Genomic DNA, 12,808 nt, shown 5'->3' with positions numbered 1-12,808 from the left:
CCTCCTGAAACTCCGTTATCCAGATTAGGACGGATCGTGCGATACAATTCACTGGCGAAGCCCGCGCGAACACAACAATCGTCCAAATCCGAGGCACTTTCGGCAAATAAAGCCGGGGCAGGCCTCTACAGTCATTGACCAGATCCCGAGCGCCGACGGCGCCGTGATGGCCAAAGCCCGGCGGCAATTCGATCCATCCGTGCAGTGAGGAGGCTCATGCAGGCAATTGAAATCCTCGAAAGGCTTGTCGGCTTTTCCTCCATCGTCGGCACACCCAACGGCGAAATCGTCGCCTGGATCCGGCAGTACCTGCAAAGTCACGGCATTGCCGCCACCGAGCTTCCCGGCCCTGAGGGGGACCGGTCGAACCTCTTCGTGACGATCGGCCCAAGGGAGAGCCCCGGCTACATGCTCTCCGGCCATATGGATGTCGTTCCCGCCGCCGAGGGCGGGTGGAGCAGCGATCCGTTCCGCCTGCGCGCCGAAAAGGACCGCCTTTACGGTCGCGGAACCACCGACATGAAGGGCTTTCTCGCCGTCATGCTTGCCGCCGCCCCCGCGCTCGCGGCGGCAGGGCTCCGCCGGCCCATCCACCTCGCTTTTTCCTACGATGAGGAGGCAGGCTGCCGCGGTGTCCCGCACATGATCGCGCGCCTGCCTGAGCTCTGCGCACGTCCGCTCGGCGCGATCATCGGCGAGCCGAGCGGCATGCGGGCGATCCGGGCCCACAAGGGCAAGGCAGCCGCTCGGCTGACTGTCATGGGCCGCTCCGGCCATTCCTCGCGCCCGGAACAGGGACTGAATGCCATCCACGCCATGACCGAGGTTTTGGCTTGCGCTAGCGCCGAAGCCGAACGGCTGACGCATGGTCCGTTCGAGCATGTGTTCGAACCGCCCTATTCCTCGCTCCAGGTCGGCACATTGAAGGGCGGCCAGGCGGTCAACATCATTCCCGATAGCTGCGAGGCCGAGTTCGAGGCCAGGGCTATTTCCGGAATCGACCCGGCCACGCTGCTTGCGCCGCTGCGGGCCGTGGCCGAGGCGCTACCGCAACGCGGCTTCCAAGTGGAATGGCGCGAACTCAGCGTCTATCCGGCGCTGTCGCTTGCCGCCGATGCGCCACTTGCGCGCTTGCTTGGCGAACTTACCGGTAGCGAGCCGCTCGCCGCCGTCAGCTACGGCACCGAGGCCGGCCTTTTTCAGCGCGCCGGGATGGATGCGATCATCTGCGGGCCGGGCGATATCGCCCGTGCTCACCGGCCGGACGAATTCATCCTCAAGGGCGAACTCCTGGCCTGCCAGGCGATGATCGAGGCACTCGCCCGACATTGCATCGCCTGACCGTCAGATCAAGGAGCCGATGCAATGACCTTTCTCTTCAATTCCGATGCGAAGCGGGGCGCCGTATTCGCTGAGGCCTTCGCGCGCGACCTTCCCGACATAGACTTCGCCACGGATCCGGCGTCGGTCGAACCGGAGGCGGTGCGCTACCTCATCACCTGGACCGTGCCGGATGATCTCGCGCGCTACCGCAATCTCGAAATCCTGTTTTCGATCGGCGCCGGCATCGATCAGTTCCGCATCGACGCCGTGCCGGCGCAGGTCAAGGTGGTGCGCATGGTCGAGGACGGCATCGTCAGGATGATGCAGGAATATGTGACGCTGGCCGTCCTCGCACTCCATCGCGATCTGCCGGCCTATCTCGACCAGCAGCGGCGCGGGATCTGGCAGCCGATCCCACCCGTTCAGGCCGCGAAACGCCGCGTCGGGGTGCTGGGGCTTGGCATGCTGGGAAGCGCAGTGCTTGAGAGTTTGCGCCCCTTCGGCTTCCCGCTGTCCGGCTGGAGCCGCACCCCGCGCGCGATCGAGGGCGTTCGGTGCCTCAGCGGCGGCAAGTGGCTGGAGACCCTGCTTGCCACCACCGATATTCTGGTCTGCATGCTGCCGCTGACCGAGGAGACGCGCGGCTTCCTGAATGCCGAGCTCTTCGCCAGGCTTCCCGCCGGGGCCGCACTCGTTCATGCCGGCCGCGGCGCCCAGCTCGATCATCAGGCGCTCGTCGGCGCGCTCGACACCGGGCATTTCTCCGGCGCCGTCGTCGATGTTACCGATCCGGAGCCGTTGCCACCGGGCCACGCCTTCTGGAATCATCCGAAAATTCTGCTGACGCCGCATATCGCCAGCGTCACTCAAGCCGAAACCGCGGCGGCCGCCGTGATCGGCAACATCAAACGGCATCAATCCGGCCTCGATCCGATCGGGCTGGTCGATCGCAGCCGCGGCTACTGATCTATCTCGCCACACAAATCTGCACCCCGGAAAGGAAAACAATGTCTTTGCTCAAGACCATCGACGCCAACCCATCCCATCCGCCGCGCGAGTCCGGCCCCCTTCCCGAGCGCCTGATCGCGGGCAATCCCACCTTCAAGACCTGGGCACAGGATGTCGCTCGCGCGGAGACGGTTCATACCGGCATATGGGAGGCGACGCCCGGTGAGACGCGTTCGATCAAGGGCGAGACGTTCGAGTTCTGCCATATTCTGTCCGGTCTGGTCGAACTCACGCCGGAAGGCGGAGAACCGGTGGTCTACAGGGCCGGCGACAGCTTCGTCATGAAGCCGGGCTTTATCGGCGTCTGGAAGACGATCGAGACGGTGCGCAAGATCTACGTGACAGTGACGTGAGCTGGCGGGCGGCTGTCCTCTCTGCGCGGGCAGCGCGGCGCGGGGCGCGGACACCAGCCGTAGATTTGACTGGTGGCGGCGGGGAAAACGCAATTTTTATCCGCCGCAACAATATCGGTCGATGCATGCTGCTCGGTTTCGCAAGCTAGGCTTAAGCAAGCTCATGCCGAGGACACGCAATGACACTCAGCTTCGATCCGAACTCGATCTCACTGCCCGTAGGGCATTTCATCGGCGGCCGGCTGGTTCCGGCCGAAGCCGTCATCGACATGCATCGGCCGTCCGACGGCAAGGCCTATGCCGGCTGTCCGCTTGCCGACGCGGCCCTTGTCGATCAGGCCGTGGAAACGGCAAAGGGTGCATTGAATGAAAGCAATTGGGGCGGTGTGCGCCCGCGCGAGCGCACCAAGGCGCTGCAGCGCTGGGCGGACCTGATCGAAGCCGAGGCAGAGACCCTCGCCAGGCTTGAGGCGCTCTCCTCAACCCGCCCCGTCGGCCAGCTCGTTGCCGGCGACATCGCCGTCACCGCCGAACAGATCCGCTTCTTTGCCGAATTCGCCGACAAGGAAGGCGGCGATCTCGTCCCGACCGACGACGCGAATTTCGGCATGATCATGACGGAACCCTATGGCGTCGTTGGCGCCATCACGCCCTGGAATTTCCCCCTGTCGATGGCCGGGTGGAAGCTCGCTCCGGCGCTGGCCGCGGGCAATGCGGTGGTGTTGAAGCCATCGGAGATGACGCCGTTTTCAACGCTCTACATGGCCGAACTTTCAGTGCGGGCCGGCCTGCCCGCCGGCCTCGTGAATGTCGTGCTCGGCGACGGCCCCACCACCGGAACGGCCGTCACCGGGCATCCGGGGATTTCCAAGGTCAGCTTCACCGGCTCGACTGCGGCCGGTGCGGCGATCATGGCCAATATCGCCCGTACCGGCGTGAAGCCGATGACGCTGGAGCTCGGCGGGAAGAGCCCGCAACTCGTCTTCGCGGATGCCGATCTCGATCTCGCCGCGGGCGCCATCGCCGCCAGCATTTTGTCCAATGCCGGCCAGGCCTGCATATGCGGATCCCGCCTCATCGTCGAGGCGAAGGTGGCGGACGCGCTCGCGGCAGCACTGCTGTCCCGACTGGCGGCAATCCGCCCGGGACCGACCTGGGAGGAAACGACCGACTATTCGCCCGTTATCTCCGAACGCCAGATCGCCCGCATGGATGGCATCATCCGCGCCGCCATCGACGGCGGCGCGGAGTGCCTTACGGGCGGCGGCCGGCTCGACCGTGAGGGCTATTTCTACGCGCCGACGCTGATTTCGGGCGTGACGGCAACATCGCCCGCGGTTCTCGAGGAAATCTTCGGACCGGTCCTGACCATCCAGACCTTCGAGGATGAGGAGGAGGCGCTGAGGCTGGCCGACCACCCATCCTATGGGCTGGCCGCCGGCCTCTTCACCCGCGATCTCGCGCGCGCCATCCGCCTCACCGGCCGCCTGCAGGCCGGCACCGTCTGGGTCAACCGTTACGGCCGCTCGCGCGACCATATCCTGCCGACCGGCGGCTACAAGCAGTCCGGCATCGGCAAGGATCTCGGCCGCGAAGCCTATCATGCCAACCGCAAGAGCAAGAGCGTGCTCATCAGCCTTTAAGGAGCTGCGATGAAGACCTACAGGATTGCCCTTCTGCCAGGAGACGGCATCGGCCGCGACGTGACCGACGCTGCCTGGGCCGTGCTCGAAAAGACCGCCGGATCGGGCGGATTTTCTCTTGAAGCGACCCGCTACCCCTGGTCCTGCGACTATTATCTCGAAAACGGCAGCATGATGCCCGCCGACGGGATCGAGACGCTGAGCTCTTTCGACGCCATCCTGCTCGGCGCCGTCGGATGGCCACGCAAGGTGCCCGATTCCGTGTCGCTGCATGGGCTCCTGCTGCCCATCCGCAAGGCTTTCGTTCAGTATGCCAATATCCGCCCGCACAGGCTGCTGCCGGGCGTGCAGGGGCCGCTGCGCTCCGAGGGCTTCGACATCCTCTGCATCCGCGAAAATACCGAGGGCGAGTATTCCGGCGCCGGCGGCCGCGTCCATCAGGGCACGGACAGCGAAGTAGCTGTGGAAACCTCGATCTTCACCCGCAAGGGGATAGAACGCATCCTGCGTTTCGGCTTCGAGCAGGCACGCGCGCGGCGTGGCAAACTCGCTTCGGTGACCAAGTCCAATGCGCAGAAATATTCGATGGTCTTCTGGGACGAGATCACCCACAGGCTCTCTGCGGAATATCCGGATGTCGAGGTGACCAGCTACCACATCGACGCCATGGCCGCCCGCATGGTCATGGCGCCTGAGAGCCTCGATGTCGTGGTCGCATCCAATCTCTTCGGCGACATTCTGACCGACCTTGGGGCCGCCATCCAGGGCGGGCTCGGCTTTGCGGCATCGGCCAACATCAATCCCGATCGCTCGGCGCCGTCCATGTTCGAACCCGTGCACGGCTCCGCGCCTGACATCGCTCATCTCGGAATTGCCAATCCGATAGCCGCCATCTGGTCGGGCGCAATGATGCTGGAACACCTCGGAGAGGCGGCTGCTGCCGCAAGGATAATGGCCGCGATCGAGGCGACGACGGCGCGCGGCATCGGCGCTGTTCCCGGCAAGGACAAGACGGAGACGATCACGACATCGGTGCTTTCGGCACTCGACTAGAGCATCTCGCGCAGGTTGCGCCGCGGTTTTGCGCCCGGAATTGTGGAGAGGACGCTTTGATGAAAGAGGACAAGATGAACGGATTGAGGGATGGCAGCCTGCTGCGCCAGCAGGGGCTCATCGACGGAGAATGGTGCGGGGGCGCAGCGGGGCGCACGATCGAGGTCATCGATCCGGCGACGCAGCATGTGCTGGGCAGCGTGCCCGACATGGACGCAGCCGACACGCGGGCCGCGATCATGGCGGCAGAAAAGGCTTTTGGTCCATGGCGGGCAAAGACCCATGCCGAGCGCGCCGCCCTGCTCGAGGCCTGGCACGATCTGATGCTCGACAATATCGAGGATCTGGCGCTGATCCTGACCACGGAACAGGGAAAGCCGCTGACGGAGGCGCGAGGCGAAATCCGCTACGGCGCCTCATTCATCAAATGGTTTTCCGAGGAAGCACGTCGTATCGGCGGAACAACCATCCCCTCGCCCACCGCGGAGCGGCGGATCATCGTTCTGAAGGAGCCCGTCGGCGTATCGGCGATCATCACGCCTTGGAATTTTCCCAATGCGATGATCACCCGCAAGGTGGGGCCGGCACTTGCGGCAGGTTGCACGGTGGTCATCAAGCCATCGGACCTGACCCCGTTTTCGGCGCTGGCGCTCGCCGTACTGGCGGAACGCGCCGGCATCCCCAAGGGCGTGATCAACATCGTCACCGGCATGCCGGCCGCGATCGGCGACGAATTGATGACGAACCAGACCGTCCGCAAGATCTCTTTCACCGGCTCGACCCGCGTCGGCTCGCTGCTGATGCGCGGGGCGGCCGACAGCGTCAAGCGGCTCAGCCTCGAACTCGGCGGCAACGCACCCTTCATCGTCTTCGACGATGCCGATCTCGACCTTGCCGTGGAAGGCGCCATCGCGTCGAAATTCCGCAATGGCGGACAGACCTGCGTCTGCGCCAACCGCCTTCTCGTCCAGTCCGGCGTCTATGACGCCTTTGCCGCCAAACTTGGCGCGCGGGTCGCAGCCATGAAGGTCGGGGCAGGCACCGAGGCCGGCACGGATATCGGGCCGATGATCAACAAGGCGGCGATCGAGAAGATCAACCGTCACGTGGAGGATGCCGTAAAAAGGGGAGCCAAGATCCTCGCCACTGCGGATTCCATGCCTGCAGGCGATCAATATGCCGCTCCGATGGTGCTTGGCGGCGCGACCACCGACATGCAGCTCGCCAGCGAAGAGACATTCGGACCGGTTGCACCGCTGTTCCGGTTCGACACCGAGGAGGAGGCGATCCGCATCGCCAATTCCACTCCCTTCGGCCTTGCAGCCTATTTCTACACCGAGAGCCTGAAACGGTCCTGGCGCGTCGGCGAGGCGCTCGAATTCGGCATGATCGGCCTGAACACCGGCGCCATCTCGACTGAGGTCGCTCCGTTCGGCGGCGTCAAGCAATCCGGCCTCGGGCGTGAGGGCGCACGATGCGGCATTGAGGAATATCTTGAAATGAAGAGCTTCCACATCGGCGGGCTCTCCTGACCGTCATAAAAAAAGGGCGCCGGAAGCTCAGCCGGCGCCTTCCCATATGGTTTTTCTGACTGTCTTCCAAACGGCGGCAAGTTTACGGGAGATGCCTGAGAAAGGCTGAGCCGCTCTCGTCACGCCGCGCTTACATGAAGCGATCGAGTGTCTTGTAATAGAGCCCGACGACCGGCAGAAACCACGGCTTGCCGAAATGGCCGGGGACGGCAGGCCATTCGAGGCCTTTGACCGGATTGCGGTCCGCCTTGCCCATGATGGCATCGGCGATGATGATGCCGAGATGGGTGGAGAGCTGGGCGCCGTGGCCGGAATAGCCCATGGCGTACCAAACGCCGTCGCCATAGCCCGCGCGGGGATAACGGTCTTTCGTCATATCGACGAGCCCGCCCCAGCAGTAGTCGATCTCGATGCCGGCAAGTTGCGGGAAGATTTCAGCCAGACCGGCGCGCAGAATATCACCGCTCCTTGCATCCGACCGCTGGTCCGACGTGGCGGAAAAGCGTGCTCGACCGCCGAAGATCAGCCGCTTGTCCGGCGACAGCCGGAAATAGTTTCCGATATTCAGCGAGGTGACACAGGTCCGGTTTCCCGGCATCGTCGCTGCGATTTCGGCGTCGCTCAGCGGCCGCGTGGCGAGCAGGAAGCTGCCGACGGAAATGATCCGGCGGCGGAAATAGCCGAAGAGCGACGGGGTGTAGGCGCCTGTCGCGACCAGTACGTGGTCGGCGGTGACGGTGCCGCGCCCCGTCTTGAGGCTGTGGCATCCATTGCCTTGCCGATGGCCGGTCACGGCGGCCTTTTCGAAAATGACGGCGCCGTGGCGGACGGCCGCGGCGGCGAGCCCGGCGACATAGCGCCCCATATGCATCATCGCGCTCTTCCTCGAGAGCATGGCGCCATGGAAAGGCGAGCCGACCTCACTTTTCAAGTCATCCGCCGAAAGAAGCGCCGTCTCCGGATCGACCTCTCTATGCACAGCCTCGAAATTGCGGGCAATGGCATCGAAATGCTGCGGCTTGGAGGCAAGCTTCAGCTTCCCGGCGCGACGGAAATTGCAGTCGATGCCCTCCTCGCCGACGATCGCCTCGATGGTGTCGATCGACTCGTCGAACGCCCGATAAAGCGCGACGGCACGCTCGGTGCCGAGTGCTGACTTGGCAGACAGGAAGCTATGGGCTAGCCCGTTGTTGAGATGGCCGCCATTGCGTCCCGACGCCCCCCAGCCCACGCGTTCGGCCTCCAGCACGACGACCTTGACGCCGGCTTTCGCAAGCTGGCGCGCGGCCGCAAGCCCGGTAAAACCGGCGCCGATGACGGCCACATCATAATGTCCTTCGACAGGACCGTGAGCCGCATCGGCAAAAGCGCGGGCTGTGTCATGCCAGTAGGATTGAAACTGCATCCGTTTGTCTCCGTCAGAGGCCAACGACACCGGGCAGACCTGAGATATCAGGGATTTCGACATAGCCGTAATAGGGATTGGCCGGCTCGTGGCCCCGGTTGACCCAGACCTTGTTCTTGATGCCGAGATCGTGGGCAGACATCAGGTCATAGCGGAAGGAGGACGAGCAATGGAGCACGTCCTGCGGTCCGCAGCCGAGCATGTCGAACATATATTCGAAGGCTTGGAAACGCGGCTTATAGGCATTTGCCTGTTGCGCGGTATAGACCGCATGGAAGGGCGCGCCGAGCTTTTCGACATTCGACATGATCTGCGCATCCATGGCATTGGACAGGATCACCAGCGGAATTTCGCGGGCAACCCTGGCAAGACCTTCGGGTACGTCGCGATGCGGCCCCCAGGTGGGAACACGCTCGTAAACCATTTGCGCTGCTTCGTGGCGAAATTCCACGCCATTGCGCTTGCAAGTCCGTTCGAGCGAATTGTGCACCACCTCGGCATAGGGCTTCCAGGCGCCCATGATCTCATCAAGGCGATAAGCGGCGAAATTCTTGATGAACTCCACCATGCGCGGCTCGTCAAGCTGATTGCCGTAGAGGTCGCGCGCCGCTTCCGCCATCTGGAAGTTGGTCAGCGTGCCGTAGCAATCGAAGGTGATGTATTTCGGACGGAACGTCGTCATCTGCGTATCCTTTAGCGATCGGAACTGGGACCTGTTCACAATCATAGGCTCCGCTTCGCCCATGGCTGCCTGAATTGGCCGCATCGGAAGCAGAATCTATCGTATCGAAAGCGGCGTTTGGCAGAAGGTTGCGCCTCCCCGGGGCGCCGGGGATCTGTTCAATCGTGATCGTGGCCATGCTGCGACGGAAGGTCGAGGCCGAATGTATCGACGAGATCGGCCACCTGAGCCGGGCTGAGGAAACGGGGGTTGAGGTTGCGCAGCAGCAGATAGAGCTTTGCCGTTTCCTCCAGTTCCTCAGTCGCAAACACCGCCGCCTCCAGGCTGTCACCGGCGACAACAGGTCCATGATTGGCCAGAAGCACCGACGAATATCTGCCGGCCAGTCCCCGGATCGCGTCGGCCACTGCCGGATCCCCTGGGCGATAATACGGCACCAACGCGGTCTCGCCGGCGCGCATGAGATAATATGGCGTCATCGGCGGCAGGGCGGCACGCGGATCGATCTCCGGCAGCATGGTCAGCGCCACCGCATGTGTCGAGTGAAGGTGGACGATAGCGCGGGCACTGCCGCGTGTGTCGTAGAGGGCGGTGTGAAGCGGGATTTCCTTGGTCGGCTTGTCGCCCGACAGCAACCGGCCTTCCGCATCGAGCCTGGAGATCCGGGCCGGGTCGAGGAAGCCGAGCGAGGCGTTGGTCGGCGTCACCAGCCAGCCGCCGTCCTCCAGCCGCAACGATATATTGCCGGACGAACCCGGCGTCAGCCCGCGCTCGAACAGCGAGCGACCGTATCGGCAGATTTCCTCACGCAGGCGGGCGTCGGACATGGCAGTTCCTCCGATCTTACGCAGTTGCGCCTTCGATCAGTTCAAAACCGAGATCGATGGCTTGCGGCGGCGCGTTGGCGACGACCAACTCAGCGGCTGTCTGTCCCGTCGCCACGCGCGGCGTCCGGATCGTCGACAGGGGTTGCGGTATTGCCCGGCCGATATCTAGGCCGTTATAGCCGAATATGGCGAGCTGCGAGGGGATAACGATCCCTTGAGAGAGACAGTGAAAATAACCGCCGAGCGCCATGTCGTCGTTGGAAAAATAGACGGCATCGAGATCGGTCGCTCGTGCCAACAGTCGCTCCAGCCCCTTCTTGCCGTTTTCCACTGACGAGGCACCCGCCAGGATTTCGCGAGCAATGAGCGGAGTTCCGTTGGCGTCGAGAGTTTCGCAAAAGCTCGAAAAACGCTTGCCGGCGCGGGTGTCGCGGTCCAGGTCGTGACCGACATAGCCGATCCTTCGGTAGCCCCGTCTGAGCAGGAAGGCAGCGCTCTCCCGCCCGGCCGCACGATTCGAGAAGCCGACGGCGATATCGAGGGCATCGCCATCCAGATCGAGCAGTTCCACGACCCGGCACCCGCTGGCGCGCAACATCTTCACCGTGCCGTCGGTGTGCTCGTACCCCGCCAGCATCACCGCTGCCGGCCGCCAGGCAAGCATCGCAGTAGCGAGCGCCTCCTCCTTGCCCGGATCATAGTCCGTCACCGAAAAGACCGCCTGATAGCGGTTTTCTTCCAGAACGGCGCTCGCTCCACGCAGCACGTCGGAAAATACGATGTTGGACAGCGAGGGAATGACGAAGGCGACAAGACGCGAACCGGTGGAGGCAAGCGTTCCGGCGATCCGGTTCGGGACATAGCCCAGCCGCTCGACGGCGGCCATCACCCGCTCCCGCGTTCTGCCGGAAAACGAACCGTGGTTGCGCAGCACGCGCGACACCGTACTCTCGCCGACTCCGGCCGCTTCCGCGACCTCTGCAAGGGTCACGGTCGCCTGATGTTTGAATTCCATGGTCGCTTTTGAACCCGGCATCTGGAATCTTTAAGTGCGAAGCGATCCTTGGGACGCCTCGCTGCGACATCCATCTTTCATCACTTCCGGCCAGAAGCAAGATATTTTTGGCAGCGCTGCCAATCTGCAGTTGGCAGCGCTGCCAAAAGGGAGTAAGAAATGGCAGCGCTGCCAAAACTTGGCTGCAGATGCCGGGGCGCGGCTCTTTCAGGACTGGAGAAACTCCCATGACACCGCTTGCCGAAAACTCAGGCTCCACTTTCATCGCGGCCGTCATCGGCCTTGGTTCAATGGGGCTCGGAATGGCCCGGTCGATGAAGCGCGCAGGGCTCGATGTCGTTGGATATGACATCAGGTCGGCGGCGGTGGACCGCTTCATCGCCGACGGCGGACGGGGTGCACAGACCCCGGCCGGCGCGGCAAAGGATGCCGACATCGTCGTCTCCGTCGTCGTCAACGGCGCGCAGACCGAGGCCGTGCTGTTCGGCCCGGAAGGCGTTGCGAGCACGATGAAGCCAGGCGCCGTGTTCATCTCGTCGGCAACCATGGATCCCGCCGTCGCACGCAATCTGGCGCAAAGAGTAGAGGCTCTCGGTCTGCATTATCTCGATGCGCCGATTTCCGGCGGCGCAGCCAAGGCGGCGCTTGGCGAATTGACGATCATGGCATCCGGCTCCAGCCAGGCCTTTGACAGGGCGCGCCCAGGTCTCAACGCCATGGCCGGCAAGGTCTACGAACTCGGCGACACGGCCGGAACGGGCGCTGCCTTCAAGATGATCAACCAGCTTCTCGCCGGTGTGCACATCGCCGCCGCCTGCGAGGCCATCACCTTTGCCGCCAAGCAGGGCCTCGACCTCGACAAGGTCTATGAGGTTATCACCGCCTCGGCCGGCAATTCGTGGATGTTCGAAAACCGCGTGCCGCATGTGCTGGCCGGAGACTATACGCCGCTCAGCAGCATCGAGATTTTCGTCAAGGATCTCGGTATCGTCCAGGATATGGCGCGCTCCGAACGATATCCGTCACCGCTCGCGGCCGCGGCCCTGCAGATGTATCTGGCCGCCGCAGGCGCCGGCATGGGCCGGGACGACGACTCCTCGCTCGCGCGGCTCTATGCCAGACTTTCCGGCGCTGAGTTGCCCGGTTCCAACGAGAAGCCGCAGAGGCTGTAAAAAGGAACGCTAGACATGCCGGTTTTCGCCGCCAACCTGACGATGATGTTCAACGAATGGGCATTCCTCGATCGTTTCGACGCCGCAGCCGATGCCGGCTTTGCCGCCGTCGAATACCTCTTTCCATATGAAGCCACGCCGGAGGCAATTGCCGAGCGGCTTGCCCGCAACAATCTGCAGCAGGCCTTGTTCAACCTGCCGCCGGGCGACTGGGCAGCAGGCGAACGTGGCATTGCCGCCCTTCCCGAACGGTTCGATGCGCTGAAAGCCGATGTCGACAAGGCACTGGACTTTGCGGCAGCGACGGGAGTCGGACGGTTGCACCTGATGGCGGGCATCGCCGACCGTCACGACGGCGACGCCTCCTCCCGTTATCGGCGCTCCGTCACCTATACGGCCGAGCGGCTTGCGGAAAAGGGCATCGATCTCCTGCTCGAGCCGATCAACGGGCGAAACATGCCGGGATATTTCCTCAACGACTTCAACGCAGCCGAACTGCTGATTGCCGAATGCGGCTTGCCGAACCTGAAGCTCCAGTTCGATATCTATCACCGTCAGATCATCCATGGCGACGTCGTCATGGCGTTGCGGCGCCTGCTGCCGATCACCGGCCATATCCAGATTGCCAGCGTGCCGTCACGCAACGAGCCGGATGGGGAGGAGCTGAACTATCCCTATCTGTTCGGCGAAATCGACCGCCTGGGCTATGACGGCTTCATCGGCTGCGAATACATCCCGCGCAGCCACACACTGGACGGTCTAGGCTGGTTCAAACCCTTTGCACGGAGCTAGACG

Annotated in this window: 12 protein-coding genes; 8 read left to right on the top strand and 4 right to left on the bottom strand. The window is 63.4% G+C overall.

Translation table 11 applies throughout. The annotated features are described in order from the left end of the window. The first annotated feature begins 216 nt into the window (after positions 1–216). The 6 genes from argE (at position 217) to NL154_RS24745 (ending at position 6,912) form a co-directional block, all read left to right on the top strand. Positions 217–1,341, top strand: a complete 1,125-nt coding sequence (argE, locus tag NL154_RS24770) for an acetylornithine deacetylase (protein ID WP_434734202.1) — start codon at positions 217–219, stop codon at positions 1,339–1,341. 24 nt (positions 1,342–1,365) lie between these two features. Next, the gene (locus NL154_RS24765; RefSeq protein WP_434734201.1) at positions 1,366–2,289 is read left to right on the top strand and encodes a 2-hydroxyacid dehydrogenase; all 924 of its coding nucleotides are present in this window, start codon (positions 1,366–1,368) and stop codon (positions 2,287–2,289) included. Between the two features lie 41 nt (positions 2,290–2,330). Continuing rightward, positions 2,331–2,684 carry a cupin domain-containing protein gene (locus NL154_RS24760; RefSeq protein WP_210631777.1) on the top strand — a complete coding sequence of 118 codons (354 nt, stop codon included), beginning with the start codon at positions 2,331–2,333 and terminating at the stop codon, positions 2,682–2,684. A gap of 179 nt (positions 2,685–2,863) precedes the next feature. Then, on the top strand, positions 2,864–4,327 hold the full coding sequence (locus NL154_RS24755; RefSeq protein ID WP_434734200.1) for an aldehyde dehydrogenase family protein: 1,464 nt from the start codon (positions 2,864–2,866) through the stop codon (positions 4,325–4,327). Between the two features lie 9 nt (positions 4,328–4,336). After that, positions 4,337–5,380 carry a tartrate dehydrogenase gene (locus NL154_RS24750; RefSeq protein ID WP_434734199.1) on the top strand — a complete coding sequence of 348 codons (1,044 nt, stop codon included), beginning with the start codon at positions 4,337–4,339 and terminating at the stop codon, positions 5,378–5,380. 74 nt (positions 5,381–5,454) lie between these two features. Further along, on the top strand, positions 5,455–6,912 hold the full coding sequence (locus NL154_RS24745) for an NAD-dependent succinate-semialdehyde dehydrogenase (protein WP_434734364.1): 1,458 nt from the start codon (positions 5,455–5,457) through the stop codon (positions 6,910–6,912). Between the two features lie 130 nt (positions 6,913–7,042). Here the strand turns inward: NL154_RS24745 and NL154_RS24740 are convergent, their stop codons facing one another. From NL154_RS24740 to NL154_RS24725, 4 genes are all read right to left on the bottom strand, one after another. Beyond that, positions 7,043–8,317, bottom strand: a complete 1,275-nt coding sequence (locus tag NL154_RS24740; RefSeq protein ID WP_434734198.1) for an NAD(P)/FAD-dependent oxidoreductase — start codon at positions 8,315–8,317, stop codon at positions 7,043–7,045. Between the two features lie 13 nt (positions 8,318–8,330). Then, entirely contained in the window at positions 8,331–8,999 is a 669-nt protein-coding gene (locus NL154_RS24735) for a haloacid dehalogenase type II (RefSeq protein ID WP_210631773.1), read from the bottom strand. A 158-nt stretch (positions 9,000–9,157) separates the two neighbouring features. Beyond that, positions 9,158–9,826, bottom strand: coding sequence for an aldolase (locus NL154_RS24730; RefSeq protein WP_210631772.1), 669 nt, complete (start codon positions 9,824–9,826; stop codon positions 9,158–9,160). A gap of 16 nt (positions 9,827–9,842) precedes the next feature. After that, a complete protein-coding gene (locus NL154_RS24725) occupies positions 9,843–10,841 on the bottom strand; it encodes a LacI family DNA-binding transcriptional regulator (protein ID WP_221155947.1) in 999 nt (332 codons plus the stop codon). A gap of 227 nt (positions 10,842–11,068) precedes the next feature. Here NL154_RS24725 and ltnD point away from each other — a divergent pair, with 227 nt between their 5' ends. After that, entirely contained in the window at positions 11,069–12,013 is a 945-nt protein-coding gene (gene ltnD / locus NL154_RS24720; protein WP_434734197.1) for an L-threonate dehydrogenase, read from the top strand. 15 nt (positions 12,014–12,028) lie between these two features. Beyond that, the gene (gene otnI, locus NL154_RS24715; RefSeq protein ID WP_210631770.1) at positions 12,029–12,805 is read left to right on the top strand and encodes a 2-oxo-tetronate isomerase; all 777 of its coding nucleotides are present in this window, start codon (positions 12,029–12,031) and stop codon (positions 12,803–12,805) included. Positions 12,806–12,808: the final 3 nt, after the last annotated feature.

The sequence above is a fragment of the Rhizobium sp. YTUHZ044 genome, from assembly GCF_051123975.1.
In the GTDB taxonomy this organism is placed as follows: domain Bacteria; phylum Pseudomonadota; class Alphaproteobacteria; order Rhizobiales; family Rhizobiaceae; genus Rhizobium.
This window is presented reverse-complemented; position numbering and strand designations above follow the sequence as displayed.

Excerpts from the sequence above, each read along its gene's own strand:
- NL154_RS24760 (WP_210631777.1), top strand. The coding sequence starts at position 2,331 with ATGTCTTTGCTCAAGACCATCGACGCCAACCCATCCCATCCGCCGCGC.
- otnI (WP_210631770.1), top strand. The coding sequence starts at position 12,029 with ATGCCGGTTTTCGCCGCCAACCTGACGATGATGTTCAACGAATGGGCA.
- NL154_RS24730 (WP_210631772.1), bottom strand. The coding sequence starts at position 9,826 with ATGTCCGACGCCCGCCTGCGTGAGGAAATCTGCCGATACGGTCGCTCG.
- NL154_RS24740 (WP_434734198.1), bottom strand. The coding sequence starts at position 8,317 with ATGCAGTTTCAATCCTACTGGCATGACACAGCCCGCGCTTTTGCCGAT.
- NL154_RS24725 (WP_221155947.1), bottom strand. The coding sequence starts at position 10,841 with ATGGAATTCAAACATCAGGCGACCGTGACCCTTGCAGAGGTCGCGGAA.
- NL154_RS24735 (WP_210631773.1), bottom strand. The coding sequence starts at position 8,999 with ATGACGACGTTCCGTCCGAAATACATCACCTTCGATTGCTACGGCACG.
- ltnD (WP_434734197.1), top strand. The coding sequence starts at position 11,069 with ATGACACCGCTTGCCGAAAACTCAGGCTCCACTTTCATCGCGGCCGTC.
- NL154_RS24750 (WP_434734199.1), top strand. The coding sequence starts at position 4,337 with ATGAAGACCTACAGGATTGCCCTTCTGCCAGGAGACGGCATCGGCCGC.
- argE (WP_434734202.1), top strand. The coding sequence starts at position 217 with ATGCAGGCAATTGAAATCCTCGAAAGGCTTGTCGGCTTTTCCTCCATC.
- NL154_RS24745 (WP_434734364.1), top strand. The coding sequence starts at position 5,455 with ATGAACGGATTGAGGGATGGCAGCCTGCTGCGCCAGCAGGGGCTCATC.
- NL154_RS24755 (WP_434734200.1), top strand. The coding sequence starts at position 2,864 with ATGACACTCAGCTTCGATCCGAACTCGATCTCACTGCCCGTAGGGCAT.
- NL154_RS24765 (WP_434734201.1), top strand. The coding sequence starts at position 1,366 with ATGACCTTTCTCTTCAATTCCGATGCGAAGCGGGGCGCCGTATTCGCT.